The sequence below is a fragment of the Extensimonas perlucida genome, from assembly GCF_007655255.1.
Taxonomy (GTDB): domain Bacteria; phylum Pseudomonadota; class Gammaproteobacteria; order Burkholderiales; family Burkholderiaceae_C; genus Extensimonas; species Extensimonas perlucida.
In genome coordinates, this window is sequence record NZ_VMYE01000001.1 from 377404 (window position 1) to 402462 (window position 25059).

Genomic DNA, 25059 nt, shown 5'->3' on the forward strand with positions numbered 1-25059 from the left:
GTGCGGGGTTTCAGCCGAAATGGCAAATGTAGTGATAGGCCTCGCTGACGCGAATGTCGAACGAGGAGTTGCCGGGGATGCTGAAGGTGTCGCCGGGGCCCGAGCGCAGCCAGGTGTCGCTGCCCGCAAGCTTGTATTCGCAGCCCCCCGCGACGCATTCCATGGCCTCGGGCGCGCCGGTTTGGAAGGTGAGCGTCGCGGGCAGAATCACGCCCACAGACTTGCGCGTGCCATCTGGCAGGGTGATACCGTGGCTGATGCATTTGCCGTCGAAATAGACGCTGGCTTGGGTGGCGACGCTGACGCCGTCGATTTTCTCGGTGGTCATGGGGGCGCAAGGCAAAGAGCAGAACAAACGCGCGATTGTAGGGGAGGGGGCGCAAGACGAGACCACGAGCCAGCCCGATGCCGGGCCTGCGCAGGCGCGTTGCGCGCTCTGCGGGCGGGGCCGCGGTGTTTGTTCCGCCTTGCGTGGCTCAGTGTCGGTGCCCGTGCCCACCCGAACGGATGTTGGCATAGCCCAGTTGCAGCGTGATAGCGGGCATGGCCGCATACCACGGCGTCCACGACGGGTAGTAAGGCTGGTAGTAGGACAAGGGGGCAGGCGTGTATGTCCCTTGTGGGCCGGAGGGCGGGGGGTAGTAGCTGGGTGCCTGCTGCGTCGGCGCGGGGTAGTTGGCCGGCGAGGGCGTGTTGATGACTGGCTGGACCATAACGGGAATCGTCGCGCCGGGGTCCGTGGGCATGCGCGTGGTGTAACGGCGCCCGGCGTATTCATAGACCACGTCATAGCCTATGGTGCGGTTTTCGTAACGGGTTTCGGTGGTGCAGCGCTGCACGTTCTGCTGCGCCGGATGGGCATTGCCTTCCACTGCGTTGCCGAGCAGGGCGCCGCCTATGATGCCCACCGCGGTGGCCGCTGCGCGTCCGCCGCCGTTGCCTATGGTGTTGCCGGCGGCGCCGCCCGCGAGCGCACCGAGCACCGCACCTGCGCCCGAGGGTTGGGCGTTGCTGTTGTAGATGGTTTCGTTGCTGCACACCTGCTGCGGGATGGCCACCTGCTGAATGACGGGCGTGGAGGAAATTACCTTGGCCTGCTCTTGGGCCGCGGCCATTGTGCCCATGAGGGCCAGAGCGGAAACAATCGCCATGTTGCGCATGAAAAAAACTCCTGAGGGTAGCTGCTTAACGCAGAACGTGCCGCAAAGGCTGACACAGCCTTGTAAAGATAGATAGGGACTGCTGTCGCAGCTTGGTAGTGTTTTTGTGGGGGTTCGAAAAGATGCGAAGTGTTTTTACCTTACTGGCGCTGCTCGTCGCGCTGGCTTTGGTGGCCTTGCTGGCGCGCCAGCAGTTTGCCGCGCTGCGGGGGCCATCGCCAGCGGCCCAGTCTGTGCCGGCGCAGCCGGGCGCTGCAGCGCAGACGCCGCGCCAAATGGAGCAGCAGGTGCAGGAACTGACGCAGCCCCGGCCCATGCCAGAGGACGCTCGTTGACCCAAAAATCATAGTCAAATCGGCATTTTCCCCTCATGTGTAAAGCACAGGCAGCTACTGGTATGGAAGCAATCGACATGCGTTCGCAGGATGCGCACTGGATGCGCCTCGCGCTTGCGCAGGCGCACGCGGCGGCGCAGGCGGGCGAGGTGCCGGTGGGGGCTGTCGTGGTCAAGGACGGCGAGTTGATCGCCACGGGGCGCAATGCGCCCATCGCCGCGCACGATCCGAGCGCACACGCCGAGATCGTCGCCTTGCGCGCCGCGGCGCAGCGCCTGGGTAACTACCGCCTCGACGGCTGCACGCTGTACGTCACGCTCGAGCCTTGCGCGATGTGCAGCGGCGCGATGCTGCACGCGCGCCTGGCCCGCGTGGTGTTCGGCGCCGCCGATCCCAAGACCGGCGCCGCCGGTTCGGTGCTGAACCTATTTGCGCAGCCCGCGCTCAACCACCAGACACAGTTGCAAGGCGGCGTGCTCGCGCACGAATGCGCAGCGCTTTTGCGCGATTTTTTTGCGCAGCGGCGCGATGCGCAGCGCGCGCAGGCCGTGGCCGCGCATCCTTTGCGCGACGATGCCCTGCGCACGCCGCCCGGGCGTTTTGCCGATCTGCCCGCCTACCCCTGGGAGCCGCGCTATGTCAACGATCTGCCCGCGCTGGGCGGCCTGCGCTTGCACTTCATCGACCTCGGGCCGCAAACCCGTTCTGCAACGGCGCGCACTTGGTTGTGCCTGCACGGCAGCCCCGGCTGGAGCTACCTGTACCGCCACATGATCCCGGTGTTCCTGGCCGCGGACGACCGCGTCATCGCGCCGGACTTGATCGGTTTTGGCAAGAGTGACAAACCCAAGAAAGAGCAATTGCATTCGTTGCCGTGGCACCGCCAGATACTGCAGGAGCTGGTCGAGCGGCTGGACATTGCGCGCGGCGTGTTGGTGCTGCATGGCACGGGGGCTTGGCTGGGGCCGGAATTGCTCGAGGCACTGCCAGGGCGCTTCGAGGGTGTGCTGATTTTGCAGGGAAGCTGGGCCGAGCAGTTGCCCGCTTCGGCGCCGGGCCGTTGGCTGGCGCGCCGTGCCAAGCTTGCGCCGCACGTCGCAGCCGAGGCGCACGCCTACGCTGCGCACGCGACAGCGGTGGAAAATTGCGCCGCTTACGACGCGCCTTTTCCCGACCCGGGCTACTGCGCGGCGCTGCGCGCCTGGCGCAAGTGGCATGCGTCCGCCACCGCTACCGAAGTCTGCAAGGAGGCACTACCGCGCCAGCGGGTGCTATGCCTACCCAGCGCTTTCGAACCTGGCGCTGCCTTGGCAGCGCAGGCTGTGGAATACTTCGCGGCCTGATCTTTTCCACGGAGCGGCCCGCCGGGGCCGAGCGTTTTGTCTCCCGCGCATCCCCCCCAATCCAACGCCGTCCACGCCGCCGCGCATGCGCCGCATGATCACGCCGCGCATGCGCCCGGTGCGCGCCACATCTATATCTATGCCCCTTCGAGCGCTGTGATCGACAAAGCGGCATTTCGGCGCGGCGTCGCGCGCCTGCGCGCACTCGGCCACGAGGTCGAGGTCGATCCCGATGCGCTCGCGCGCCACACGCGCTTTGCCGGCGACGACGCCACGCGCCTGGCTGCATTGCACCGCGCTGCGGCCAGCGGCGCCGACCTGGCCCTGATCGCCCGCGGTGGCTATGGCCTCACGCGCATCCTGCACGGCATCCGCTACGCCGAAGTGGCGCAGGCCGTGGCGCGCGGTACGCGCTTCGTTGGCATGAGCGACTTCACGGCCTTGCAAAGCGCGCTGCTCGCGCAGACCGGTGCCGTGAGCTGGGCCGGCCCGGCGCTCACGGCGGACTTTGGCGTGGCAGGGGAGCCCGACGAGATCATGCTCGCCTGTTTCGACGACCTGCTGCAAGGCCAGGGCGAAGGCGCGGGCTGGCGCCTGCCACGCGAGCGTAGCGCCGCAGCCGCCACGGCGGCGCAGGCGAACGATGCAGAACTGCTCGTCGAAGACGCCGTGCTGTGGGGCGGCAATCTGGCCGTGCTCGCGTCACTCGTGGGCACACCCTACTTTCCGCAGGTGCAGGGCGGGATTTTGTTCCTCGAAGACGTGAACGAGCACCCTTACCGCATCGAGCGCCTGCTCACGCAGCTCTTGTATGCCGGCGTGCTGGCGCGGCAAAAGGCCGTGCTGCTGGGCCAGTTCACGGGCTATAAGCTCGCGCCGCACGACAAGGGCTACAGGTTGCAATCGGTGGTCGATTGGCTGCGCAGCCGCATCGACGCGCCCGTGCTCACGGGCCTGCCGTTTGGCCATGTGCCGACCAAAGTGCTGCTGCCCGTGGGCGCCAAGGTCACGCTGTCTGTCCAGGGGCGCGATGCCTTGCTGTATTGGGGGCATGTCTGAGCGACGCCCCCGATGGGAGCGTTGCGCTCAGTAGCCGCGCGTGACGGGCGGCGGCGTGTCGCGCAGGGCGGGCGCGTATTTGCCCAGCTCCCACTTGGCGATCGCGTTGCGGTGCACTTCGTCGGGGCCGTCGGCAAAGCGCAGCGTGCGCGCCGTGGAATACGCATAGGCGAGCGGAAAGTCGTCGCACAGCCCGCCGGCGCCGTGCGCCTGGATCGCCCAGTCGATCACCTGGCAGGCCATGTTGGGCGCCACGACCTTGATCATCGCGATTTCGGTCTTGGCCACCTTGTTGCCGGCCACGTCCATGAGCCACGCAGTCTTGAGCGTGAGCAGCCGCGCCATGTCGATCTTGCAGCGCGCCTCGGCGATGCGCTCTTGCGTGACGGTTTGCTGCGACACCAGCTTGCCGAACGCCATACGCGAGCTGGTGCGCTTGCACATCAGCTCGAGCGCACGCTCGGCCAGGCCGATCAGGCGCATGCAGTGGTGGATGCGCCCCGGCCCGAGGCGCCCCTGCGCGATCTCGAAGCCGCGGCCCTCGCCGAGCAGGATGTTGGACGCCGGCACGCGCACCTTGTCGAACACCATTTCGACGTGGCCGTGCGGCGCGTCGTCGTAGCCGAACACGTTGAGCGGGCGCAGGATTTTGAGCCCAGGCGCGTCGGCGGGCACGAGGATCATGCTTTGCTGCGAGTGCTTGGGGGCGTCGGGGTTGGTCTTGCCCATGGTGATGAACACCGCGCAGCGCGGGTCGGACGCGCCCGAGATCCACCACTTGCGCCCGTTGATCACATATTCATCGCCCTGGCGCTCGATGCGCGTCTCCACATTCGTTGCGTCGCTCGAGGCCACGGCGGGCTCGGTCATCGCGAAGGCCGAGCGGATCTTGCCTTCGAGCAGCGGCTTGAGCCAGCGCTCCTTGGCGGCGGCGTCGCCGTAGCGCGCAATGGTTTCCATGTTGCCGGTGTCGGGCGCCGAGCAGTTGAAGACCTCGCTCGCCCAAGGCACACGCCCCATGATCTCGGCCAGCGGCGCGTATTCGGAATTGGTGAGCCCCGCACCGTGGTAGCCCGAGACTTCGGCTGTATCGACGGGCAGAAAAAGATTCCACAAACCGGCAGCCTGCGCCTTGACTTTGAGCTTTTCTATGGTCTGCAGCGGCGTCCAGCGCTTGCCCGCCGCGGTGTTGGCCGCGAGTTCATCGGCGAAATCCTTTTCGGCCGGATAGATGTAGTCGTCCATGAACTGCAGCAGCTTGGCGCGCAGTTCCTTGGTCTTGGGGGAATACTCAAAGTCCATGGTAGGTCTCCAGTGAAAAAAGTGTCAGAGGTGCAGCGTCAGCCGCGCTGCGCGAAAGACCAGGCGAGCTCGGCCATGGGGCGTGCGCCCGCGCCCGAGTCCTTGGCTTGGTCGCTCGACGCCGTGCCGCTCTCGGCGCGCTTGGCGATGCCCTGCAGGATCGCGGCGATGCGAAACATGTTGTAGGCCATGTAGAAGTTCCAGTCGGCGCGCAGCGCCTCGGGCGTGGTGATGCGCGTGCGTTCGCAGTAGCGGCGGATGTATTCGTCTTCGCTCGGAATACCCAGGCTTGCGAGGTCCAGCCCGCCGATGCCGCGAAACAGATGGGCCGGAATGTTCCACGACATACAGTGGTAGCTGAAGTCGGCCAGCGGGTGGCCGAGCGTGGAAAGCTCCCAGTCGAGCACCGCGATCACGCGCGCCTCGCTGGGGTGGAACATGAGGTTGTCGAGCCGGTAGTCGCCGTGCACGATGCAGACATGGCTGTCGTCGCGTGCGCTCGCCGGCATGTGCGCGGGCAGCCATTCCATGAGGCGCTCCATCTCGGGGATGGGCGTGGTGATAGAGGCCTGGTATTGCTTGCTCCAGCGGCTGATCTGGCGCTCGAAGTAATTGCCGGGCTTGCCGAAGTTCGCCAAACCGCGCTCGGCGTAGGGCACGGTGTGCAAGGCCGCGATCACGCGGTTCATCTCGTCGTAAATGGCGCCGCGCTCGGCGGGCGTCATGCCCGGCAACGACTGGTCCCACAGCACGCGGCCCTGCATGTATTCCATCACGTAAAACGCGCGGCCGATGACGGATTCGTCCTCGCACAGCACGTACATGCGTGGCACGGGCACGTCGGTGCCATAGAGGCCGCGCATCACGGCAAACTCGCGCTCGATCGCGTGCGCCGAGGGCAGCAGCTTGGCCACGGGCCCCGGTTTGGCGCGCATCACATAGCTTTGCGTGGGCGTCACGAGCTTGTAGGTGGGGTTCGATTGCCCGCCTTTGAACATTTCCACCTGCAAAGGGCCGCGAAACCCTTCGAGGTGCGCGCTCAGCCAGGCGCTGAGCGCAGCAACATCGAAACTGTGCTGGGGTGCGACGGGGCGCGTGCCGACGAATTGGTCGTATTGGCTCAAGGCTGTCTCCATTTTTTGAGTGACGGATTCATAAGGTCGATTCGGCGATCTGCATCAGCGCTGCGCGGTCGCGCACCACCAAGCCACCCGGCTCGATGCGGATGATGTGCTCGCGCTCCATGCCCTTGAGTTCCTGGTTCACGCGCTGGCGCGAGGCGCCGAGCAGTTGCGCGAGCTCTTCCTGCGCCAGTTGCAGGCCGATGCGCATCTCGCTGCCGTCCGCGAGGCTGGGGATGCCGTAGCTGCGCACCAGGTGCAGCAGCTGCTTGGCCAGGCGCGCGCGCAAGGGCAGGGTGTTGAGGTCTTCCACCAGTCCATACAGCTGGCGGATGCGGCGCGCGTGCAGGCGCAGCATGGCTTCGTAGAACTCCACGTGCGCGGCCAAAATTTTTTTGAAATCGGCCTTGGCCACGCACAGAATGGTGGTGTCGCCATGCGCGTAGGCGTCGTGCGTGCGCTGGTCGCCGTCGAAGATCGCCACATCGCCAAACCAGATGCCTGGCTCCACATAGGTGAGCGTGATCTGCTTGCCCGAAAGGGAGGTCGAGCTCACACGCACCGCGCCGCGCGCACAGGCGATCCACTCGTGGGGCGGGTCGCCGCGTGCAGCGATCAAACCGCCGTCCTGGAAGCGTTTGACGTAGGCGCATCGGAGTATGTCGTGGCGCAGCGAGGGGGAAAGGGAGGAAAACCAGCGACCGGAATTGATCGCCTCTCGTTCCTCGATGGTAAGAATCGGCTCGTCCATGGTCTGTCTTGTGGGTGACTTGCAAGCGTGGGTTCTGTCGCGTGGGTGACCCTCTGCAGCCTGCGTGCGTGCGCACCGACGGCACGGCGCGTTCGCACCGGCGTTCACTCGTACTGTGGCTGGTGCTTTTCCAGAAAGGCTGAAATGCCTGTGCCCGCGTTCGGGTGGTACAGGTTTTGCAAAAAATGCGTGCGTTCGAGGTCGAGCTGCGTGGTCAGCGGGTTGAACGGCGCTTCGGTAAGCAGCTCCTTGCTGCTCGCGAGCACATTGGGCGCGCGGGCATTGAGATTTGCGGCCAGCGCCAGCGCGTCCGCGAGCGCGCTGCCCGGCTCGCTCAGGCGGTTCACGATGCCGAGCGCGTGCAGGCGCTCGGGCGAGATGCGCTCGCCGCACAGCAGCAGTTCGCTCGCGAGCTGGCGCGGCAAGGCGTGGGCAAGGCTCCAGCTCGCGCCGCCGTCGGGCGACAGCGCAACGTTGCTGTAGGCCATCACGAACACTGCATTGCGCGCCGCGACGATGAGGTCGCAAGCCAGTGCGAGCGAAAACCCCGCGCCCGCCGCAGCGCCCTCGACTGCGGCGATGACGGGCTTGGGGTAGGCGCGTATCGTGCTGATCCACTGGTGCAGCCCTTCTATGCCTTGTGCCTGCACTTCGGGTGCGGTCTGGCGCTGGGCGAGCAGCCGGCGCAGATTCCCGCCTGCGCAGAACATGCCCTCAGAACCCGTGATGACCACGCTGCGCACTTCCGGGCTGCGCTCGGCGATGTTCAAGGCTTCTATGCCGGCGGCGTAGATGGCCGGTTCGATCGCGTTGCGCGATTCAGGGTTGTGTATGGTCAGAACCAGAGTCTGTCCGTGGCTGCGGCTCCAAAGTTCGGCGGGCATGGCGAGTCTCCTGTGGGCATGGTTTTTTCGCCACATGATTATGGCGAGCCTGCGCCAAAGCATTTGTGTGCCAGAATCCGCGCGAAGAAAATGAAACTCTCGTGAAAATGCGTTACACCATTGTGGGATTGGGCGGAATGCTGTTGGCAGGCAGCGCTGCGGCCCTTTCTCTGGGGCCAGCCAAGGGCGTAGTGCTGCTGGGTGCGCCCGTCGATCTGGTTTTCGAGATAGAGCCGGATCCGGGCACCAGCGTGGCGTCCTCGTGCGTCACGGCCGACTTGCTGGTGGGGGATGTGTCCATAGCAAGCGAGAAGGTGCGGGTTTTGCCTTTGCCCGAGGTGCCTGGACGTGCGGCGACAGTGCGGGTGCGCGCCGCCATCGCCGTGGACGAGCCCGTTGTTCAAGTCAAGCTCTCGGCCGGTTGTTCTGGCAAGGTCTCGCGCACTTACATCTTTTTGGCGGATATGCCCGTGGGAGCGAGCTCTGCGGCGCCCGTGGATATTGCGCGGATTGCGCCGCCACAGCCCCAGGGTGAGGGGCGTGAAGCTGGTCTGCTGGCGGGCACGGCGGCAGACGGCGCCGACGCCCGTTCGTCTCCGGCCGACGGCTCCAACCCCAGCGCCAGACACAGAACACGCCCTGCAGCCCGGCCGGCAGCGCGACCCGTCAGAGTTCGGGAGCGCCCATCCCCGCAGGTGCCCAAGGCTGCTGCGCCGGCACGCCCTGTCGCCGCGGTGCCGGTCGCTGCGGCGCCGGCGCGCTCGCGTCTGGTGATGGAGCCGCTCGATGGTTTGGGGGCGGAAGCTCCTGCGGCCTTGCACTCTTCGCGCGAACTGGCGTCCGCGCCGTCGCAGGCGTCCACGTCGCAGCGGGCAGAGGCAGCTGCGAGCTGGAAGGCGCTGAACGCTTCCGGTTCGGGCGTGCAAAGCGACACCGAGCGCATGCGCGCCCTTGAGGTCGAACTCGCCACCTTGCGCGCACGCTCCGCGGAGCAGCAGACCGGTGTGGCCCAGCTCCAGCGGCGGCTCGACGCCATGGAAAAAGAGCGTTTTGCAGCTGCATGGGTCTATGCGCTGCTGGGCTTGCTGGCGGCGGCGGTGCTGACACTGAGCTGGTTCTGGCAGCGGGCGCGGCAAGAGGCCCAACGCGCCGTAAAGGCCTGGCACGATGCGGTCGCTGCGGGGGGCCGCAGTGGTGCCGCGGAAAAGGCTGCGGCGCAAGAGGCAATGCCGCTTTCGGTGCGTGGCAGCCAGGATGCACAAGAAGTCGCTCCTTCCGCACAAAAAGATCATTCGGCCCCCCTGGCGACCCAGCTTTTGGACATGCCCCAAAGCCAGGATGTGCAATCGCGTGCAGGGCCTTTGACGGTTCCCATAGATTTTTCGGCGGAGTTCTCGTCCGGGCATGCGGCGGCGCATATCGTCCACCCGGAGGAGCTTTTCGATGTGCAGCAGCAGGCCGAATTTTTCGTTTCGGTGGGCGAGCACGAGCAGGCCATCGATGTGCTGAAAAAACACATCGCCGAGCATGAGGAGACCTCTCCTTTGGCGTACCTGGAGCTATTGCAGCTCTACCATGTGCTCGGCCGCGCAGAAGATTTCGAGCGCTTGCGTGTGCAGTTTCAGCGTTACTTCAACGCGCAGGTGCCGGGATTCAAAGAGTTCGGGCGTCCTGGGAAGAATCTGGAGCACTATCCGCAGGCGCTGGAGGCGATCGAGGCCGCGTGGGCCACGCCAGAGGTGCAAGAACTGCTCGAGCAGTATTTGTTCGAGCGTGACGGCGGGACGGGCGCAGCGCCATTTGACTTGGCGGCTTTCGATGACTTGCTGCTTTTGCTCGCTATCGTGCAGACGACGCCCCCGAGCGCGCGCGCAGCGGCAAAACCAAAGGCAAAAATAAGTGCCTCGCCGGCGCAGAAGTCTCCGGCCGTGCAAGACGCTCCTCAATCTCAGGGCGCCAGCGCTGCACCCATGGTCAAGCCAGCGGCCGCTTCAGTGCAAAAAGCCGACGTCCCGTTGGACATCGATTTCGATTTTGGCGCCATGGCTGCGCAGCCGGCGCCACCCAGTGGTGCCGAACCCAAACTCGATCTGGACCTGTCCGATCTGCCGCCCGTGACGCGCAGCGACCTGCCGCCGGTTCCCGTGACGGCGCCCCCGCATCCTGACCAGCCCGTGGGGTTTGGCGTGGCCAGCGACAAGTTCGAGGCGCGGGTTGAATGGGGCCGGGACAAGGACGGTTCGAACTCAAAGTAACGATCGCTGCGGGTCTTGATGCTCGGCAGCGTGGCTTTTCTGCGCCCCTGTCTGCAGCAGCGCCTTTCAGCGCGGCGCCGCCGCCATCAGCTTCATCAATTTCTTTGCCTCCGCCTGCGGATCGGCGGCGTTGAGCAGCGCGCGCACCACGGCGATCGATCCTACGCCGGTGGCGAGCACGGGCGCGAACTGTTCGGCACTGATGCCGCCTATGGCCACGAGCGGGTAGCTTTTCATCAGTCGGGCATAGGCTGCAAGGCGCCCCAGCCCTTGCGGCGCGGTGGCCATGGCCTTGAGCGTGGTCGGGAATACGGCCCCTAGAGCAATGTAGCTTGGCCCGAGGGCGTCGGCGCGCAGCATTTCAGCGTAGCCGTGGGTGCTCACGCCCAGGCGCAGGCCGCTCGCGCGCAGCGTTTGCACCTCTTCGGGTTGCAGCGCGTCCAGGTCTTCCTGCCCCAGGTGCACGCCGTAGGCCCCAGCCGCGAGCGCGGCGCGCCAATGGTCGTTGATGAAGAGCCGCGCCGGCGTGCCGCGCACGGCCTGCACGGCGGCGGCCACTTCGCGTGCGATCGCCGCCGGGTCGCTGGACTTGAAGCGCAGCTGCACCGTGGGCACGCCTGCGTGCGCCATGCGCTCGACCCAGGCTGCGTCGGGCAGCACAGCGTACAGGCCCAATTGCATGGGGCAGGCGGCAAAGGCTTCGGGGCCGCTGCGCAGGCGCAGGCCGAAGTCACGCAGGTCGTCGGGCCAGTCCGCGGCGCTGAACTGCCCGGCGCGCTGCGTGCGCGCCTGCCAGGCGCGGGCCAGGCAATGCGCATCGGCTGCGATGAAGCCCAGGGTGCTGCAGGCCTGCAGGGCGGCGCGGTACACGGGCTCCTGCGTGTCGCAGCGGGGCACGGGCTGCGGGGTAAAACCCGCAAAAGTGGCAGCGTGGTGGCGCACGATGTCTTGCGCCATGCGGTCGATGTCGGCGGTCATTGTGCTCATGCCTGGTGCCAAAAAGGGGTGCCGAGCACCGGCGTGCTCGGCTGCGCGGAATCCTGCTCGGCCATGGTGCCCGCCAGGTAGGCGCTGCGCCCGGCCTGCACGGCGTCGGCAAACGCGCCGGCCATCGCGACCGGGTCTTGCGCCAGTGCCACGGCGGTGTTGAGCAGCACGCCGTCGTAGCCCCACTCCATGACCTGGCAGGCGTGCGAGGGGCGGCCCAGGCCGGCATCGACGAGCAAGGGCACCGAGAGGCGCTCGCGCAGCAATTGCAGCGCATAAGGATTCATGGGGCCGCGCCCGGTGCCTATGGGCGCAGCCCAAGGCATCACGGCCTCGCAGCCTACATCGACGAGACGCTGGCACAGCACCAGGTCTTCGGTGCAATAGGGCAAGACCTTGAAGCCGTCGCGGATCAGCTGCGCCGCGGCATCGACGAGGTGCAGCGTGTCGGGCTGCAAGGTGTAGTCGTCGCCAATGAGTTCGAGCTTGATCCACGGCGTGTCGAACACCTCACGCGCCATCTGCGCCGTGGTGAGGGCCTCTTGCACGCTGTGGCAGCCGGCGGTGTTGGGCAGCACGGGCACTTGCAGCGCGCGCAGCAGCTCCCAAAAGCCGCGCCCGGCCTCGGCTGCCTGGCTGCCCTGGCGCCGCAAGGAGGCCGTGAGCATGGCCGGGCGTGCGCGTCGCACCGCGGTTTCGAGTACGCTAGGAGAAGGATAGCGCGCCGTGCCCAGCAGCAGGCGGCTGGCGAACGATTCGCCATACAGCACGAGGGCATCGGCGGCAGCGTGGGCGGGTGGCGCTTCGGAGGGGGTCATGGTTTGCTGCATTTCAGCCGCCCGTCACAGGCGCAATGATTTCGACTTCATCGCCTGGCTGCAAGAGCTGTTCGGCATAGCGCGACTGGGGCACGAAGCGGGTGTTGACTGCTACTGCAAAAGGGGCGCGCGCAGCAATCGCCGCAATGGCATCGGCCACGGTAGCTCCTTCGGGAAGGGTGTGGGGAAGGCGGTTGATGAGGACGTTCATGGTGTCACTTCGGGGGCTGCACTGGCATGGGTAGCAGTGTGCACGATGTGCAGGCCCAGGCGCTCGGCGAGCGGCGATGCCCCGGTGTGCAGCCATTCGAGGGTGGCGTCGAGCACGGCCGGCGCGATCATGTAGCCGTGGCGGTACAGGCCGTTGACTTCGAGCAGCCGCGGGGCGCTGCAGCGGATCGCGGGCAGGTTGTCGGGCAGGGTAGGGCGGCACTGCGCGGCGATTTCGAGGATGCGCGCTTCGGCAAAGCCGCTGTGCACGGTGTAGGCGGTGCTGAGCAACTCCAGGGCCGAGCGCACGCTCACGGGCGAAAGGTCTTCGGACTCGATCTCCGTGGCGCCGATCACGAACAAATGCTCCTGCTTGGGTGCGATGTAGATCGGATAGCGCGGATGCACGAGCCGCGTCGGCCGCTGCAGCGTCACTTCGGGCGCATGCACGCGCAGCACTTCGCCGCGCACGCCACGCAGCGCCGGCCATTGCGCGCGCGCGCCCAGGCCACGGCAGTCGATCAGCCAATCGGGCTGGCCTGCCGTGCCGGGCGCAAAGTCGCTGACCTCACGCGGCGTATGCCAATGCACGCATACCTGCAGACGCTGCATTTCCTGCGCAAGGGCCGCGAGCAGCTGGCGGTTGTCGAGCTGGCCTTCGCCGGGCAGGTAAAGGCCCTGCGCGAACCGATCGGCGAGTGCCGGCTCTACTGCCGCGAGCCCCGCCGCGTCGAGCGCCTCGGGCGCCGGGAGTCCCGGCAGCGCGGCGTGCGTGCGCTCGAAGACGCGGCGCAGGCGCTGCGCCTCGGCCGCGTCCTGCCGGTGCCAGACCACGAGGGTGCCGTTTTGCTGAAAAAACACGGGTTGCTCGAGTGCGCCGAGCAAAGCGGGCCAGCGTGTGAGTGCGTACTGGCCCATGCGCACCACGTTGGGCTCGGTCACGGCCGATTCGGCTAGCGGCGCGAGCATGGCAGCGGCCACGGTGGCGGCCGCATGTTCGGCCTGCGGGCCGCCGCGGTCGAACACTTCGACCGCATGGCCTGCGCGGGCCAATGCGACCGCGAGCAGGCGGCCCATGAGGCCTGCGCCCAAAATGGTGATGGAGGAAGAAGGGGTGAGCATGGGTTTGCTTCGCAGAGGACGAAACGGGGCAAGACGGCAGCTTGCGAAACGCAAGACGTTCCACGTGCAATCCGAGAGCGTGTGGCGCCCTTGTATCGCCTGAGAAAAAGAATTACAGCACAGCCAAACCCTGCGCCGCTTGACCTGGCGCAGCCACCATAATTTTCACCATGCAGCCATTACCTTCTTCAGAGACCCCTTCCCGTCGCTACGTGCGCGTGCTCTCCATCGCCGGCTCCGACAGCGGTGGCGGGGCCGGCATCCAGGCCGACCTCAAGACCTTCAGCGCCCTGGGGTGCTACGGCATGACGGCGATCACCGCGCTCACGGCCCAGAACACGCAAGGCGTGCGCGCGATCCACGGCGTGCCGCCCGAGATGCTGCGCGCGCAGATCGACGCCGTGGCGGAAGACATAGGCGTCGATGCCGTGAAGATCGGCATGCTGCATGCGCCCGAGATCGTGCACGTGGTGGCTGACGCGCTGCGCCGGCATCGCATGCCGCACGTGGTGCTCGACCCCGTCATGGTGGCCACGAGCGGCGACCGCCTGATGGCCGAGGAGACCGTGGCCGTGCTCGTGGCGGAGCTCTTTCCGCTGGCCGAAGTGATCACCCCGAACCTCGACGAGGCTGCGTGGCTGCTCGGGCGCTCTCTTGCCAGCGCGAGCGCGCTCGAAGGTGCCGCGGCAGATCTGCTGGCCTTGGGTGCGCCTGCCGTGTTGCTCAAAGGAGGGCACTTGGCGGGCGAGCGCGTGACCGATTGGCTCGCCACGGCGGAGGGCTTGCGCCAGTCTTATCAGTCGCCGCGCATCGCAAGCCAGAACGTGCACGGCACCGGCTGCACGCTCTCGTCCGCGCTGGCCGCCTACTTGGCCTGCGGCCTTGCACTGCCGCAAGCGGTGGAGCAGGCACGCGCCTACGTGTTCGGCGCGATTGCTGCCGGGGCTGAAGTGCGCACCGGCCACGGCCACGGGCCGCTGAACCATGGCTACGCGCCGATGGTGCAGAGGGTCGTTCCGTGGGAAGGATGAGTGCAAGCGGCGTGGAGTGCAGCGCTCAATCCGGCAGTTCGAGGTCAGCCCGCATGCATGGCGCCGACCAGATTGCTGCGCGGCACGCGCACCTTGTCGGTGGCCTTCGGATCGGTGCGCGCCAGCATGAGAATTTCATGAATTCAGAATTTGGATTTCAGTGGATGGACATACCGCCATCCGCGCCGACGATTTGCCCCGTGACGTAACTTGCGCCGGGTGACGCGAGAAAAACAAACACTGGCGCAATTTCCTCGGGTTCGGCCCAGCGGCCGAGCGGAATGCGTTCGAGGTAACGGTCTTTGAAGCGCTCGTCCGTGCGGATGGTTTCCGTCATGGGCGTCGCGGCGCCGGGTGCGACGGCATTGACGACGATGTTGTAGCGCGCCAATTCGCGCGCTGCGGACTTGGTGAATCCTATGAGCCCTGCTTTGGCCGAGCCGTAATTGATCTGGCCTATGGTGCCCAGAATGCCCGCAGAAGACACGGTATTGATGATCCAGCCGCGCTGGCGCTCCATCATGCCGCCGACCACGGCCTGCAGGCAATTGAAGCTGCCGCCGAGGTGCACGTTGAGGACCTGATCCCATTGGTGGCGGCTCATTTTGTGCAGCATCGCGGTGCGTGTAATGCCGGCATTGTTGACGAGAATATCCACGGGGCCGAATTTAGTCGTGATTTCAGCCACGGCCGTATCGACCGAGGCGCGGTCTGATACGTCGCAGGCCACGCCGATCGCATTTTGACCGCGGCTGCGGATTTCCTCTGCGACTTCCTGCGCCTTTTCGCCATTCCAGTCCACGACGGCCACTTTGGCGCCTTGCGCGGCATAAGCGCGGGCGATTCCAGCGCCTATTCCCTGGGCCGCGCCCGTTACCATGGCAACCTTGTTTTCGAGTGCTTTTCCGCTGAACATCTATTTGCTCCTTGTAAATGTGATGGGTTTTGATGAAATATGCGCTGCATCGGCTGAATTCATTCGTGGGCACTGGACGGCTGCGGTCTCCTTTCTTTCGGGTTTGGGCGAAAAATGGATGCGCGGTGTATAAAACATGGCATACCAACAAAGCCAAGGAGACCACACGATGCCAGCCCCAGCCGCCAGACCATCCCTCGGCCCCTTGTTCGATCCGCGCGCGATTGCCATTTATGGCGCCTCGTCCGACCCGAGCAAGATCGGTGGGCGTCCGCTCGACTTTCTCAAAAAAAGCGGCTTCGACGGCCCACTGTATCCGATCAACCCCAAGGCTTCGCAGATTCAGGGCCTGCCCGCCTATCCCACGGTGGCCGCGGTGCCCGACGCGGTGGACCTGGCCATAGTCGCCGTGCCTGCGCCGGCGGTGCTCGCAGCGCTCGAAGACTGCGCCGCGCATGGCGTGCGCGGGGCCGTCGTGTTGAGTGCGGGCTTTGCCGAGGTCGGCGGGCCGGGCGCAGCCTGGCAGGAGGAGATGAGCGCGCTCGCGCGGCGCACCGGCATGCGCGTGGTGGGGCCCAACTGCATGGGCCTGATCAATGTGCGGCGGCGCCTGCTTGGCACGTTTACGCCGAGCGCTGCAGGCTTTGGCCTCGTGCCGGGGCGCATCAGCGTGGTCAGCCAGAGCGGTGCCTTTGGTGGCTATTGCCTGTCGCTGATCCGCCAGCGCGGGCTGGGGCTGAACCTCTGGATCACCACCGGCAACCAGTGCGACGTGGATTTTGCCGACTGCATTGAACACTTTGCGCTCGACGAGGAAACGCAGGTGATCGCCGGCTACCTCGAGGCGGCGACGGACAAGGAGCGGCTGTTTCATGCCCTGGCGCTGGCGCGCGAGCGCGGCAAGCGCGTAGTCGTCATGAAAGTAGGGCGCTCGGAGGCCGGCGCGCATGCCACGGCCTCGCATACCGCGTCGCTCGCGGGCTCCGACCAGGTGTATGAAGGGGTGTTTCGCCAGTTCGGCGTGCTGCGTGCGCGCAGCATCGATGAGTTTTTCGACACCGCCTACGCGGCCGCGTCGGCTGCGCCGCTGCCGCGCGGCCGGCGGCTTGGTGTGCTCACGGTCTCGGGCGGGGTCGGGGCCTTGATGGCCGACGTGGCCGCCGACGTGGGCCTGGATGTGCCGCCCATGCCCGAGGATGCGCAGCGCCGCCTCAAGGAGCTACTGCCGTTTTGCGGGCCGCGCAACCCCGTCGATATGACGGCGCAGCTGGTCAACGACCTGACGCTGTTCGAGCGCAATTTCGAGGTCATGCTGCAAGAGGGGCGTTATGACGTGATCGTGGCCTTTCTCTCGAGCGTGGGGCAGGTGGCGGAGCTGGGGCGCGCGATTTTGGAACAGCTCAAGACCGTGTTGCAGCGCTTTCCAGACCGCACGCTCATCCTCTCCATGCTCGCCTCGCCCGAGGTGCGGCAGATGTTCGAGCAAGCGGGTGCGATGCTGTTCGACGAGCCCACGCGCGCTGTGCGGGCCGCTGCAGCGCTCGTGCACTATGGGCAGCAGTGGCAAAAACGCAGTGCAGCCGACACGCCGCCGCCTTTGCCCGCGGGGGCGCTGCCGCCGCCCGCGCAGGTACTGAACGAGGTCGAAGCCAAGGCGGTGCTCGCGAGTGCGGGCATCCCCGTGGTGCAGGAGCGCGTGGCCATGAGCGAAGACGAGGCAGTGCGCGTGGCGGCGGACATCGGCTACCCCGTGGTGCTGAAAATCGCCTCGCCCGACATTGCACACAAGAGCGAGATCGGCGGCGTGATCGTCGGTGTGCGGGATGCAACGCAAGTGCGTGAAGCATTTCGCACGCTGCACGAGCGTGCGCGCACACGCGCGCCCGAGGCCCGCATAGACGGCGTGGTGGTCGCGCAAATGGCACCGAAAGGTGTGGAGACGATTCTCGGCGTGGCGCATGACCCGGTGTTTGGCGCGGTGCTGATGTTCGGCATGGGCGGCGTATTCGTCGAGGCGTTCCAGGACGTGGCCTTCCGCGTCGCGCCTTTCGGCGTGGCCGAGGCGCGCGCGATGATCGAGGAAGTGCGCGGCAAGGTGCTGCTGGCCGGCGTGCGCGGCCAGCCCCCGGCGGACGTGGAGGCGCTGGCCTCGGCCATCGCGGCGCTGTCCGTCTATGCCGCGCAGCACGCCGACGCGATCGAAAGCATGGACATCAACCCCTTGCTCGTGCTGCCGCGCGGGCAGGGCGTGCTCGCGCTGGACGCTTTGATCGTGCCCCGTCGCTCTGCGTAGTGCCGCAGGGCGCATGCAACGGGCAGCCGCGCCAGGCGGGCAACAAAAAAGCCGCATGTCAAAGGAACATGCGGCTTTTTGCTATCGTTTTAGCTGGTGCCGGAGAGAGGAATCGAACCCCCGACCTTCTCATTACGAATGATGGGATGGTGTTATTCGCTTGCGTTGATTGATGCTGATAGAATCAATGTAAATCAACAACTTAGATTGTTTTTGCTGGATGTGTGAACAGCTTGTGTGTTGATTGAAATTCGGCATTTTCTACGGAAATTGCCTACAGATTGCCTACAGATTGCCTACAGATTTTCAGGGGTGCCATGATTGGACAAAAAAGCCGGGTTCGTTTGACCGCAGGCCGTGTGGCTGACTTCACATGCCCGCCCAGCAAGTCCCAGGCTTTCCTATGGGACACCGAAGCCCCCGCCCTGGCGCTGCGGGTGACGCCTACAGGCCGCAAAACCTACGTGTTTGAATCGCGCTTGAATGGGGCAACCTTGCGCGTGAACATTGGTACCGCCGCTGATTGGCCGATTGAAAAGGCAAGGGGCGAGGCGCAGCGTCTAAAGGTGCTGGTGGACAGTGGGCAAGATCCCCGAGAGATTGATCGCCAGCAGCAGGCAGAGAAAGCCGCAGCAAAGGCCGCAGCAACAGCCAAGGCCCTGCGCGTGGGCGAGGTGTGGCCGCTGTACCTTGCGAACGGCAAGCCAAAACGCAAAGACGCCTGGAAACCCCGCTACCGTGCCGACCTTGAAGCAATGGCCGCCCCAGGTGGTGAGCCAAAGAAGCGAGGGCAGGGCGTGACAAGGCCGGGGCCGTTGTATCCGTTGCTGGCGTTGCCCCTGGCTGCCATCAATGAAGACACGCTGAAAAGCTGGTACGACCGCGAGGCCGTGGCAGGTAAGCACCAAGCCGCCCGCGCCCTGATGATGTTCCGGGGATTTCTGCGCTGGTGTGCTGCCCGTCCTGAGTATCGAAGCCTGACCGACCGCGAAGCAGGCAAGGCCGCCGCCATCGTGGAGAGCCTGCCCAGCAACACCCGCCGCACCGACGCACTGGAAGCCGCCCAGGTTCCGGGCTGGTGGGCTGGTGTGGAGAAACTGAACAACCGCACCGCAAGTGTTTACCTGCGTGCCTTGCTGCTGACAGGTGCTCGCCGTGAGGAACTGGCCGCCTTGACATGGGCGAACGTGGATTTTCAGTGGCGCAAGCTGACCATTGCCGACAAAGTGGACAGTACCCGCACCATCCCCCTGACGCCATACATGGCGCAGCTACTGGCAACGCTGCCAAGGGTGGGGCCGTTCGTGTTTGCCAGCACTGGCAAGGCAGGGCGAATCACTGACGCCCGCGCAAGCCATGCCCAAGCCCTGCGACACGCTGGCATTGAACACCTGACATTCCACGGGCTGCGCCGTTCGTTTTCGCTGCTGGGGGAGGCAGCCGGGGCACCTGCTGGGGCCATTGCGCAAGTGATGGGACACAAGCCCAGCGCAACCGCCGAGGGCTACAGACCGCGCAGTATCGACGCCCTGCGCCCGTTTCTGGAGCAGATAGAGGGGCACATTCTGATCCTTGCCGCAGTGCAGTTTGACGCCCAGGCCGAACCGGGCAAGCTGCGCGTGGTGCACCTGGAACACGCCTGACCTGTTTCGCCCCAGCTAGGTAGGGCCGCAAGCCTGCCGAAAAGCCGGCCCCCGCTGGCCTAATGGAGGCACTTGCTTGTGAGGCACATTCACTTGTCAAGAACCTGAGTGAATAGATTGGTTACTGCCGCCGTTGATTTATAACCCGTTGATTTTAAAAGGGTTTATTCGGAAATTTCTATTGAGTTCTGTCGGCGTTTATTGGCGCGCCCAGTATAGGGTTCTGCATAAATCGAAATATGCGAACAATCGAAAACCGTCAGCAATCAACGCCCCCAACGGGCAGAAAGACGGTAGCCAATGCAAGCAACCCAACACAGCGCAGACACTCGCCGCGCTGCCACTGATCCACAGCCATTCCCACCGCTGGAACTGGTAAACCGCCCCACCGTTCCCACAGAGCAGGCTGCGCATTACCTATGCCGCCGCCCGCAGACACTGCGCGGCTGGGCCTGCGCTGAAACTTTCCCCGATGGCCTGCGCCCGGTGCGCATCAATGGCCGCTTGGCCTGGCCTGTTGCTGGCATCCGTGCCGTGCTGGGGGTGAAGTGATGAGCGCCGCCGCCTACAACCACCAAGACGCCCTTGAATCTGAACGCGCTGGGGCTGCACTGGGTCACGCCCTGCAGAGTGCACCAGTGCACTTCAACAAGACCGCCCAGCAACTTGCGGATGAGCATGGCATTTCGCGCCGGATGTGTTTTCATGCTGCTGCCGTGCATCGCTATGGTTGCCCTGAGCTGGTCAAGGCTGCGCACGATGGCCTGCTGGCAATGAAGCACTGCGAGACGCTGGCAAAGGCGCTACCGCACGATGAGCAACGCGAGTTCCTGGCCGAGCTGCCGACCATGAGCAACCGCCAGCGTCACGACCTGCTGGCATTGCTCAAAGGCGACCTGGCGCACCGCGCCCGCAAGGCAGGCGAAAAGGGAGTGCGCTGACATGGGCCGCGACCGCACCAAAAAGCACGGCATCGCAGTCCATGGCGCATGGTTGCCGGTCGAGTTGGAGTTCCTGCGCAGCCGCGCCTGTGCAGAACTGTCACCGCACGCTGCAAAGCTGTTGCTTGACCTGCTGGCCCTGCTGGGGCCGAACGCCACGCGCAATGGCGACCTGAGCCTGTCGCCCAAGGTGATGAAGGCTCGGGGCTGGTCGGGCCGCGAAACGCTGCGCATGGCGGTGGCCGAGCTGCTGGAGCATGGGCTGCTGGCCAAGACCCGGCAGGGCTCAAGGCTCGATTGCAATCTTTATGCACTGGCGCTGTACCCGGTGAACTGTGACGTGGACAAGCTGGACGTCGGGCCCGGCAGTTACACGACACAAGACTGGAAAGCCCACGGCAGTGAAGCGCCGACCGAGGCCAATCCTGCGACCTGGCGACGGGCCAGAAAAACAGTTTTGGATACCTCGCCACGGGACAAAGTACCCGAAATACGTCCCGCCACGGGACGAACCCCTGTCAAAAAGGCAGCAAAAACACCCACTTCGTCCCGCCACGGGACAAAACCCCCTGTTTTTGAGCCTGAGCTTGCCCCGCCACGAGTCACCTATTTAGATAAGCCATCTGTAGCAGCGAAGCAGCAGCACGACAGCACCAGCAGGGACGTCACGATGACCACGCAAACCACCCTCGCCGCCGACCAACCCAAGGTCATCGAAACCTTGGGCGAGCTTTGGCAGCGTGTTGGCATCCGTGCCATGGCCCAACCCAGGATTGAACGCGCTGGGGCTGCACTGGGTCACGCCCTGCTGCATGGGCTGGTGGCCTTGCGCGGAATGCCGCAGGCCCATGCAGCCCAGGCAAAGAGCTGGGAGGGCGCGCTGTGATCCAAAAGAAAACGCCCGCCGCAACCGAAATCACGACGAGCGCCCCGAACACCGCGCAGTTTACCGACTCGCAAGGGCAATTCAACACCCTGCGCAGCGCTTTCGCACGGCAGGGGCACAGCCTGCACCGCGTTGCAGCACCGGACGGCACGACCGCTTACTGGGCTGAACGCTGGGGGCTGGCGCGCTACCTGCCCAGCTTGCACGACGCGGCACTGTTTCTGGCGCAGATTGGAGGGCGGCTGTGATGACAGTGATCGACCAATTCCAATCGGCCATCGCAGCGGCAGGCCTGGCCGCGCCTGATGTGATCCATGCCGACGGCGCATTGCACCGCTACAGCACCAACGGCAAGCGCAGCGACACCAGCGGCTGGTATGTCTTACACGATGACGGCGACATGGCTGCGGGTGCATTCGGCTGCTGGCGCGCTGGTGTATCCAGCACCTGGTGCAGTAAGGATGTGAACAGGCTCACACCAGCCCAGCGCAGTGCCCACCAGCAGCGCATGCAAGCCATTGCCCAGCAGCGCGATGCCGACAAAGCCCAGCGCCAGCACGATGCAGCAGTGGCAGCGGCAAAACGCTGGGAGGCTGCACTACCAGCCCCGGCAGACCATCCTTATCTAGTGCGCAAGGGTATCCGGCCCCACGGAATCAAGACCGAGGGCGAGGCGCTGCTGATCCCACTGCGCGATGCATCAACCACCTTGCACAGCCTGCAAGCCATCGGCCCCGAGGGGGACAAGCGCTTTCAACCGGGCGGGCGCATCAAGGGCTGTTACTTTGGCATCGGCAAGCCCAAGGGCGTGCTGATCGTGTGCGAAGGCTTTGCCACGGGCGCATCCATCCATGAGGACACCGGCCATGCCGTAGCCTGCGCGATGAACGCGGGGAACCTGCTGGAAGTGGCCCAGGCCCTGCATAGCAAGTACCCCAAGCTGCGCCTGATCGTGGCTGCTGACGATGATGCTTTGACCGACGGCAATCCGGGTATCACCAAGGCCACCGAGGCGGCAAAGGCTGTAGGCGGGCTGCTGGCTGTGCCCCGGTTTACCGGCGAGCGCGGCGACGGGGAAACCGACTTCAACGACCTGCACTTGCGCGAACAATTTGGCGCTGTACGCCGGTGCATTGATGCTGCGGCACCAGTGGCAATTAGCCCCGCGTTTCCGGCCATGGAAGATGGAGCATGGCCTGATCCCACGCCCCTGCCCGATGCTCTGCCACCCGTGGCCCCGTTTGATCCCGAGCTGTTGCCCGAAGCCCTGCGCGGCTGGGTCATGGACATTGCCGAGCGCATGCAGTGCCCGCCCGACTTCACTGCTGTGGGCGTTGTCACGGCGCTATCGAGCCTGATCGGCGCGCGTGCCGTGGTGGCACCGAAGCAGCACGATGATTGGCGCGTGCCTCCCAATCTGTGGGGGCTGATCGTCGGACGGCCTGGCGTGATGAAGTCACCCGCGCTGGGGGAGGTCTTGAAGCCCCTGCACCGGCTGGAGTCAAGCGAGCGCGAGCAATGGCAGGCAGCGCATGATGCATGGGAACTCGACACCAAGGTGGCCGAGCTGGCAGGCAAGGCGAACGAGAAGCAAGCGGCAGGCCTGGCCGCCAAAGACCCCGCCAAAGCCCGTGCCCTGCTGGCCCCCACCGACCAGCCCACCGAGCCCACCATGCGGCGCTACGTGGTCAACGACAGCACCGTGGAAGCCCTGGCCGACCTGTTGGTGGAAAACCCGTGGGGCACGCTGGTGTACCGCGATGAAGTCCACGGCCTGCTGTGCAGCATGGATCGGCAGGGGCAGGAAGGTGCGCGGGGCTTTTACCTGACCGGCTACGACGGCAACCAAGGCCATGCGGTGGCCCGCATCGGGCGTGGACATAGCTACGTGCCCCGTGTCTGCCTGGCGATGCTGGGCGGCATTCAACCGGGCAAGGTGCAAAGCTACGTGCGCGAGGCAGTGAACGGTGGGGCTGGTGATGACGGCCTATTGCAACGCTTTGGCCTGGTCGTATGGCCTGACGTGGAGCGGGAATTCAAACTGGTGGACAGGTGGCCCGACACCCCAGCCAAACAAGCGGCATGGGCAGTCTTTGAGCGCCTGAACCAACTGCAACCCGCCAGCGAAGATGATCCCCAGGAATGGCGATTCAGTCCCGAGGCCCAAGCCATCTTCTATGAATGGCTGGTGCCCTTTGAGACCGGCATTCGTGGGGATGACCTGCACCCGGCCCTGGTGTCGCACCTGGCAAAGTGGCGCAAGCTGATCCCGGCGCTGGCGCTGATCTTTGCGCTGGTGGACACCCCGGATACCAACGGCGTGATCCACGAGCGCGAACTGATCCGGGCACTGGCATGGGCGGACTACCTGTACCCCCATGCCGAACGGCTGTATGCGGCAGCGCTGGTGCCCGAGACCACCGGGGCACATGCGCTCCTGGCGAAGATCAAGGGCGGCAAGCTGTGCGACGGCGACGGGGTGCTGTGGGAGTCGTTCACACCCCGGCTGGTGGCCGTGAAGCACTGGGCAGGGCTTGGCACACCGGACGCTGTGCGCAAGGCGGCGGAACTGCTGGCTGATTACGGCTGGCTGGCACGCGAGACCGTTCAATCCGGCGACACCATGGGCAGAGGCAGACCCAGCGAGCGCTACCTGATCCATCCGGCGCTGCTGGCAGGGGGGCAATCATGAGCACCTGGCTTGCGCGGTTGAAAAGTCAAAAAGGCCCCGGCCCCCACGCTACAAAAGCTACGAAAACCCCCAGCGAGGCCCCGAAAGGGGTTTTTGTAGGTTTCGTAGCGTACCCCCCAGGGCATATTCAAAAAATCGACGGGGCTGTGGCGAACCTGGACACCCCGGCGGCGAATGCGCCCACCACCGACCCCAACCGCTGGGCATGGCCGCACAGCAGCGCCATGAACGGGCAGGAACTGGACACCCTGATGGCGCGGCAAGACTTGTTCCGGCAGCGCGGCACATCACCCCAGGCGGCCGAGCGCCTGGCCGATAAGCTGGTGATCCGGGATCGTGGGGAGGATGACAGGCGGCTGTGCCTGGAGTGCCGACACCTGCGTGGCGATGGCCCGTACCGCTGCGGCAATGCGCGGGCGGCTGGCCTGCACCCCGACTTGGCGCAGGACATGGTGCAGACCTTGCAACACTGCCAAGGGCATGACGCGGCACGCCCGCCCATGGGCGTGATCGTTGATGCCGCACCACCAGCCCCTGATCCAGCACCTGATCCAGCCCCACCGCCTGATCCGGCCCCGGCGACACCCGGCCCGAGCTGGCGAGAACTCGATCACGCCTATCTGGCGCACCACACCCACTGAGCTGCATGTGATCGAGCCGTGGCCCAAGGTAGCGGCGCTGCCTGCCAATCAGGTGACTGGCGAGCAAGTGGCGGACATGATGCGGCGCGTTATCGAGCTGGGCAAAGCGCGCACATCGAACAAGCTGCGCAGCTACGTCAGGGCGGCATACCAGACCGCCAAGGCCGCACGATCCAAAGCCAGCATCCCAGTGCGGTTCAAGGGCTACAACGTCACCCACAACCCAGGCGCAGACACTGAGCCCGACGAAAGCGCCAACCGCGCGGACAAGCGCCCACTGACAGCCGAGGAACTGCGCAGCTACTGGCAGGCCATCAAGACCTTGCCGGGGCAGCGTGGTGCCGTCCTGCGCTGGCACCTGGATGCGCTGGCCAAGCGACAGCAGCCAAGGTTACGAGCGAGGTTACAGACGAAAGCAGCACCACAAGCGCGATGCAAGCACCTGCGCAAAGCCGATTGCAAGGGTTGGTTTGCCGCCCCGGCTGATGCCGTATTTGAGCAAGTTGCCTACAGATTGCCTACAAGCAACAGAAAAGAAAAAACCATGCTACCGTTTAGATAGCATGGTTTCCTTTTCTGTATTGGTGCCGGAGAGAGGAATCGAACCCCCGACCTTCTCATTACGAATGAGCTGCTCTACCGACTGAGCTACTCCGGCGAAGCCCGTAA

24 protein-coding genes and 1 tRNA gene are annotated in these 25059 nt (G+C 65.3%); 13 read left to right on the forward strand and 12 right to left on the reverse strand.

Going from position 1 to position 25059, the window contains the following annotated elements:
- Positions 1–10: 10 nt before the first annotated feature.
- Both ppnP and FK527_RS02030 read right to left on the reverse strand, forming a co-directional pair.
- Positions 11–328 carry a pyrimidine/purine nucleoside phosphorylase gene (gene ppnP, locus FK527_RS02025; protein WP_144729148.1) on the reverse strand — a complete coding sequence of 106 codons (318 nt, stop codon included), beginning with the start codon at positions 326–328 and terminating at the stop codon, positions 11–13.
- A 148-nt stretch (positions 329–476) separates the two neighbouring features.
- Positions 477–1160, reverse strand: coding sequence for a glycine zipper 2TM domain-containing protein (locus tag FK527_RS02030; RefSeq protein ID WP_144729150.1), 684 nt, complete (start codon positions 1158–1160; stop codon positions 477–479).
- Between the two features lie 122 nt (positions 1161–1282).
- Here FK527_RS02030 and FK527_RS02035 point away from each other — a divergent pair, with 122 nt between their 5' ends.
- The 3 genes from FK527_RS02035 (at position 1283) to FK527_RS02045 (ending at position 3897) form a co-directional block, all read left to right on the forward strand.
- A complete protein-coding gene (locus FK527_RS02035; protein WP_144729151.1) occupies positions 1283–1495 on the forward strand; it encodes a hypothetical protein in 213 nt (70 codons plus the stop codon).
- A gap of 77 nt (positions 1496–1572) precedes the next feature.
- Positions 1573–2838 (forward strand): tRNA adenosine(34) deaminase TadA, encoded by a 1266-nt coding sequence (gene tadA, locus FK527_RS02040; RefSeq protein WP_222116113.1) that lies wholly within the window; start codon positions 1573–1575, stop codon positions 2836–2838.
- Positions 2839–2967: 129 nt separating this feature from the next.
- A complete protein-coding gene (locus tag FK527_RS02045) occupies positions 2968–3897 on the forward strand; it encodes an LD-carboxypeptidase (RefSeq protein ID WP_281287814.1) in 930 nt (309 codons plus the stop codon).
- Between the two features lie 27 nt (positions 3898–3924).
- Here the strand turns inward: FK527_RS02045 and FK527_RS02050 are convergent, their stop codons facing one another.
- The 4 genes from FK527_RS02050 to FK527_RS02065 all read right to left on the reverse strand — a co-directional run bounded on the left by FK527_RS02050 (position 3925) and on the right by FK527_RS02065 (position 7955).
- Positions 3925–5199 carry an acyl-CoA dehydrogenase family protein gene (locus FK527_RS02050; protein ID WP_144729157.1) on the reverse strand — a complete coding sequence of 425 codons (1275 nt, stop codon included), beginning with the start codon at positions 5197–5199 and terminating at the stop codon, positions 3925–3927.
- Positions 5200–5237: 38 nt separating this feature from the next.
- Positions 5238–6323, reverse strand: coding sequence for a phosphotransferase (locus FK527_RS02055; protein ID WP_144729159.1), 1086 nt, complete (start codon positions 6321–6323; stop codon positions 5238–5240).
- 28 nt (positions 6324–6351) lie between these two features.
- On the reverse strand, positions 6352–7071 hold the full coding sequence (locus tag FK527_RS02060) for a Crp/Fnr family transcriptional regulator (RefSeq protein ID WP_144729161.1): 720 nt from the start codon (positions 7069–7071) through the stop codon (positions 6352–6354).
- 104 nt (positions 7072–7175) lie between these two features.
- On the reverse strand, positions 7176–7955 hold the full coding sequence (locus tag FK527_RS02065; protein WP_144729163.1) for an oxepin-CoA hydrolase, alternative type: 780 nt from the start codon (positions 7953–7955) through the stop codon (positions 7176–7178).
- Between the two features lie 107 nt (positions 7956–8062).
- Between FK527_RS02065 and FK527_RS02070 the strand changes: the two genes are divergently transcribed.
- Positions 8063–10210, forward strand: a complete 2148-nt coding sequence (locus FK527_RS02070; protein ID WP_246072624.1) for a type IV pilus assembly protein FimV — start codon at positions 8063–8065, stop codon at positions 10208–10210.
- A gap of 66 nt (positions 10211–10276) precedes the next feature.
- Here the strand turns inward: FK527_RS02070 and thiE are convergent, their stop codons facing one another.
- From thiE to FK527_RS02090, 4 genes are read right to left on the reverse strand one after another with little or no spacing between them, the layout of a single operon-like run.
- Positions 10277–11188 carry a thiamine phosphate synthase gene (thiE, locus tag FK527_RS02075; RefSeq protein WP_144729434.1) on the reverse strand — a complete coding sequence of 304 codons (912 nt, stop codon included), beginning with the start codon at positions 11186–11188 and terminating at the stop codon, positions 10277–10279.
- Between the two features lie 5 nt (positions 11189–11193).
- Positions 11194–12015, reverse strand: coding sequence for a thiazole synthase (locus FK527_RS02080; RefSeq protein WP_144729165.1), 822 nt, complete (start codon positions 12013–12015; stop codon positions 11194–11196).
- A gap of 13 nt (positions 12016–12028) precedes the next feature.
- Positions 12029–12226 (reverse strand): sulfur carrier protein ThiS, encoded by a 198-nt coding sequence (thiS, locus tag FK527_RS02085; protein ID WP_144729167.1) that lies wholly within the window; start codon positions 12224–12226, stop codon positions 12029–12031.
- Complete coding sequence (locus FK527_RS02090) at positions 12223–13347, reverse strand: FAD-dependent oxidoreductase (RefSeq protein ID WP_144729169.1); 1125 nt, start codon at positions 13345–13347, stop codon at positions 12223–12225. The genes thiS and FK527_RS02090 overlap by 4 nt, the downstream gene beginning before the upstream one ends.
- Before the next feature lie 170 nt (positions 13348–13517).
- Here FK527_RS02090 and thiD point away from each other — a divergent pair, with 170 nt between their 5' ends.
- On the forward strand, positions 13518–14378 hold the full coding sequence (thiD, locus tag FK527_RS02095; RefSeq protein WP_144729171.1) for a bifunctional hydroxymethylpyrimidine kinase/phosphomethylpyrimidine kinase: 861 nt from the start codon (positions 13518–13520) through the stop codon (positions 14376–14378).
- A 157-nt stretch (positions 14379–14535) separates the two neighbouring features.
- Here thiD and FK527_RS02100 read toward each other — a convergent pair whose 3' ends face one another.
- Positions 14536–15294 carry an SDR family NAD(P)-dependent oxidoreductase gene (locus FK527_RS02100; protein WP_144729172.1) on the reverse strand — a complete coding sequence of 253 codons (759 nt, stop codon included), beginning with the start codon at positions 15292–15294 and terminating at the stop codon, positions 14536–14538.
- Positions 15295–15463: 169 nt separating this feature from the next.
- Between FK527_RS02100 and FK527_RS02105 the strand changes: the two genes are divergently transcribed.
- From FK527_RS02105 to FK527_RS02145, 8 genes are all read left to right on the forward strand, one after another.
- Positions 15464–17587 carry an acetate--CoA ligase family protein gene (locus FK527_RS02105; protein WP_144729174.1) on the forward strand — a complete coding sequence of 708 codons (2124 nt, stop codon included), beginning with the start codon at positions 15464–15466 and terminating at the stop codon, positions 17585–17587.
- 317 nt (positions 17588–17904) lie between these two features.
- A complete protein-coding gene (locus FK527_RS02110; protein ID WP_144729176.1) occupies positions 17905–19230 on the forward strand; it encodes a tyrosine-type recombinase/integrase in 1326 nt (441 codons plus the stop codon).
- 551 nt (positions 19231–19781) lie between these two features.
- Entirely contained in the window at positions 19782–20171 is a 390-nt protein-coding gene (locus tag FK527_RS02120; RefSeq protein WP_246072626.1) for a hypothetical protein, read from the forward strand.
- Position 20172: 1 nt separating this feature from the next.
- The gene (locus FK527_RS02125; RefSeq protein ID WP_144729180.1) at positions 20173–21057 is read left to right on the forward strand and encodes a hypothetical protein; all 885 of its coding nucleotides are present in this window, start codon (positions 20173–20175) and stop codon (positions 21055–21057) included.
- A complete protein-coding gene (locus tag FK527_RS02130) occupies positions 21054–21305 on the forward strand; it encodes a hypothetical protein (protein ID WP_144729182.1) in 252 nt (83 codons plus the stop codon). The genes FK527_RS02125 and FK527_RS02130 overlap by 4 nt, the downstream gene beginning before the upstream one ends.
- On the forward strand, positions 21305–23749 hold the full coding sequence (locus FK527_RS02135; protein WP_144729184.1) for a DUF3987 domain-containing protein: 2445 nt from the start codon (positions 21305–21307) through the stop codon (positions 23747–23749). The genes FK527_RS02130 and FK527_RS02135 overlap by 1 nt, the downstream gene beginning before the upstream one ends.
- Positions 23750–23895: 146 nt before the next feature.
- The gene (locus FK527_RS02140; protein WP_144729186.1) at positions 23896–24390 is read left to right on the forward strand and encodes a hypothetical protein; all 495 of its coding nucleotides are present in this window, start codon (positions 23896–23898) and stop codon (positions 24388–24390) included.
- Between the two features lie 7 nt (positions 24391–24397).
- Positions 24398–24952: a hypothetical protein gene (locus FK527_RS02145; protein WP_144729188.1), complete on the forward strand. Its 555-nt coding sequence runs from the start codon at positions 24398–24400 to the stop codon at positions 24950–24952.
- 20 nt (positions 24953–24972) lie between these two features.
- Here FK527_RS02145 and FK527_RS02150 read toward each other — a convergent pair.
- Positions 24973–25048, reverse strand: a tRNA-Thr gene (locus tag FK527_RS02150).
- Positions 25049–25059 lie beyond the last annotated feature (11 nt).

Coding starts and splice junctions, on each gene's coding strand:
- FK527_RS02065 (WP_144729163.1), bottom strand. CDS start 7,955: ATGCCCGCCGAACTTTGGAGCCGCAGCCACGGACAGACTCTGGTTCTG.
- FK527_RS02080 (WP_144729165.1), bottom strand. CDS start 12,015: ATGACCCCCTCCGAAGCGCCACCCGCCCACGCTGCCGCCGATGCCCTC.
- FK527_RS02105 (WP_144729174.1), top strand. CDS start 15,464: ATGCCAGCCCCAGCCGCCAGACCATCCCTCGGCCCCTTGTTCGATCCG.
- FK527_RS02060 (WP_144729161.1), bottom strand. CDS start 7,071: ATGGACGAGCCGATTCTTACCATCGAGGAACGAGAGGCGATCAATTCC.
- thiD (WP_144729171.1), top strand. CDS start 13,518: ATGCAGCCATTACCTTCTTCAGAGACCCCTTCCCGTCGCTACGTGCGC.
- FK527_RS02050 (WP_144729157.1), bottom strand. CDS start 5,199: ATGGACTTTGAGTATTCCCCCAAGACCAAGGAACTGCGCGCCAAGCTG.
- FK527_RS02090 (WP_144729169.1), bottom strand. CDS start 13,347: ATGCTCACCCCTTCTTCCTCCATCACCATTTTGGGCGCAGGCCTCATG.
- FK527_RS02035 (WP_144729151.1), top strand. CDS start 1,283: ATGCGAAGTGTTTTTACCTTACTGGCGCTGCTCGTCGCGCTGGCTTTG.
- tadA (WP_222116113.1), top strand. CDS start 1,573: ATGCGTTCGCAGGATGCGCACTGGATGCGCCTCGCGCTTGCGCAGGCG.
- FK527_RS02120 (WP_246072626.1), top strand. CDS start 19,782: ATGAGCGCCGCCGCCTACAACCACCAAGACGCCCTTGAATCTGAACGC.
- FK527_RS02030 (WP_144729150.1), bottom strand. CDS start 1,160: ATGCGCAACATGGCGATTGTTTCCGCTCTGGCCCTCATGGGCACAATG.
- FK527_RS02100 (WP_144729172.1), bottom strand. CDS start 15,294: ATGTTCAGCGGAAAAGCACTCGAAAACAAGGTTGCCATGGTAACGGGC.
- FK527_RS02110 (WP_144729176.1), top strand. CDS start 17,905: ATGATTGGACAAAAAAGCCGGGTTCGTTTGACCGCAGGCCGTGTGGCT.
- ppnP (WP_144729148.1), bottom strand. CDS start 328: ATGACCACCGAGAAAATCGACGGCGTCAGCGTCGCCACCCAAGCCAGC.
- FK527_RS02125 (WP_144729180.1), top strand. CDS start 20,173: ATGGGCCGCGACCGCACCAAAAAGCACGGCATCGCAGTCCATGGCGCA.
- FK527_RS02135 (WP_144729184.1), top strand. CDS start 21,305: ATGACAGTGATCGACCAATTCCAATCGGCCATCGCAGCGGCAGGCCTG.
- thiS (WP_144729167.1), bottom strand. CDS start 12,226: ATGAACGTCCTCATCAACCGCCTTCCCCACACCCTTCCCGAAGGAGCT.
- FK527_RS02070 (WP_246072624.1), top strand. CDS start 8,063: ATGCGTTACACCATTGTGGGATTGGGCGGAATGCTGTTGGCAGGCAGC.
- thiE (WP_144729434.1), bottom strand. CDS start 11,188: ATGACCGCCGACATCGACCGCATGGCGCAAGACATCGTGCGCCACCAC.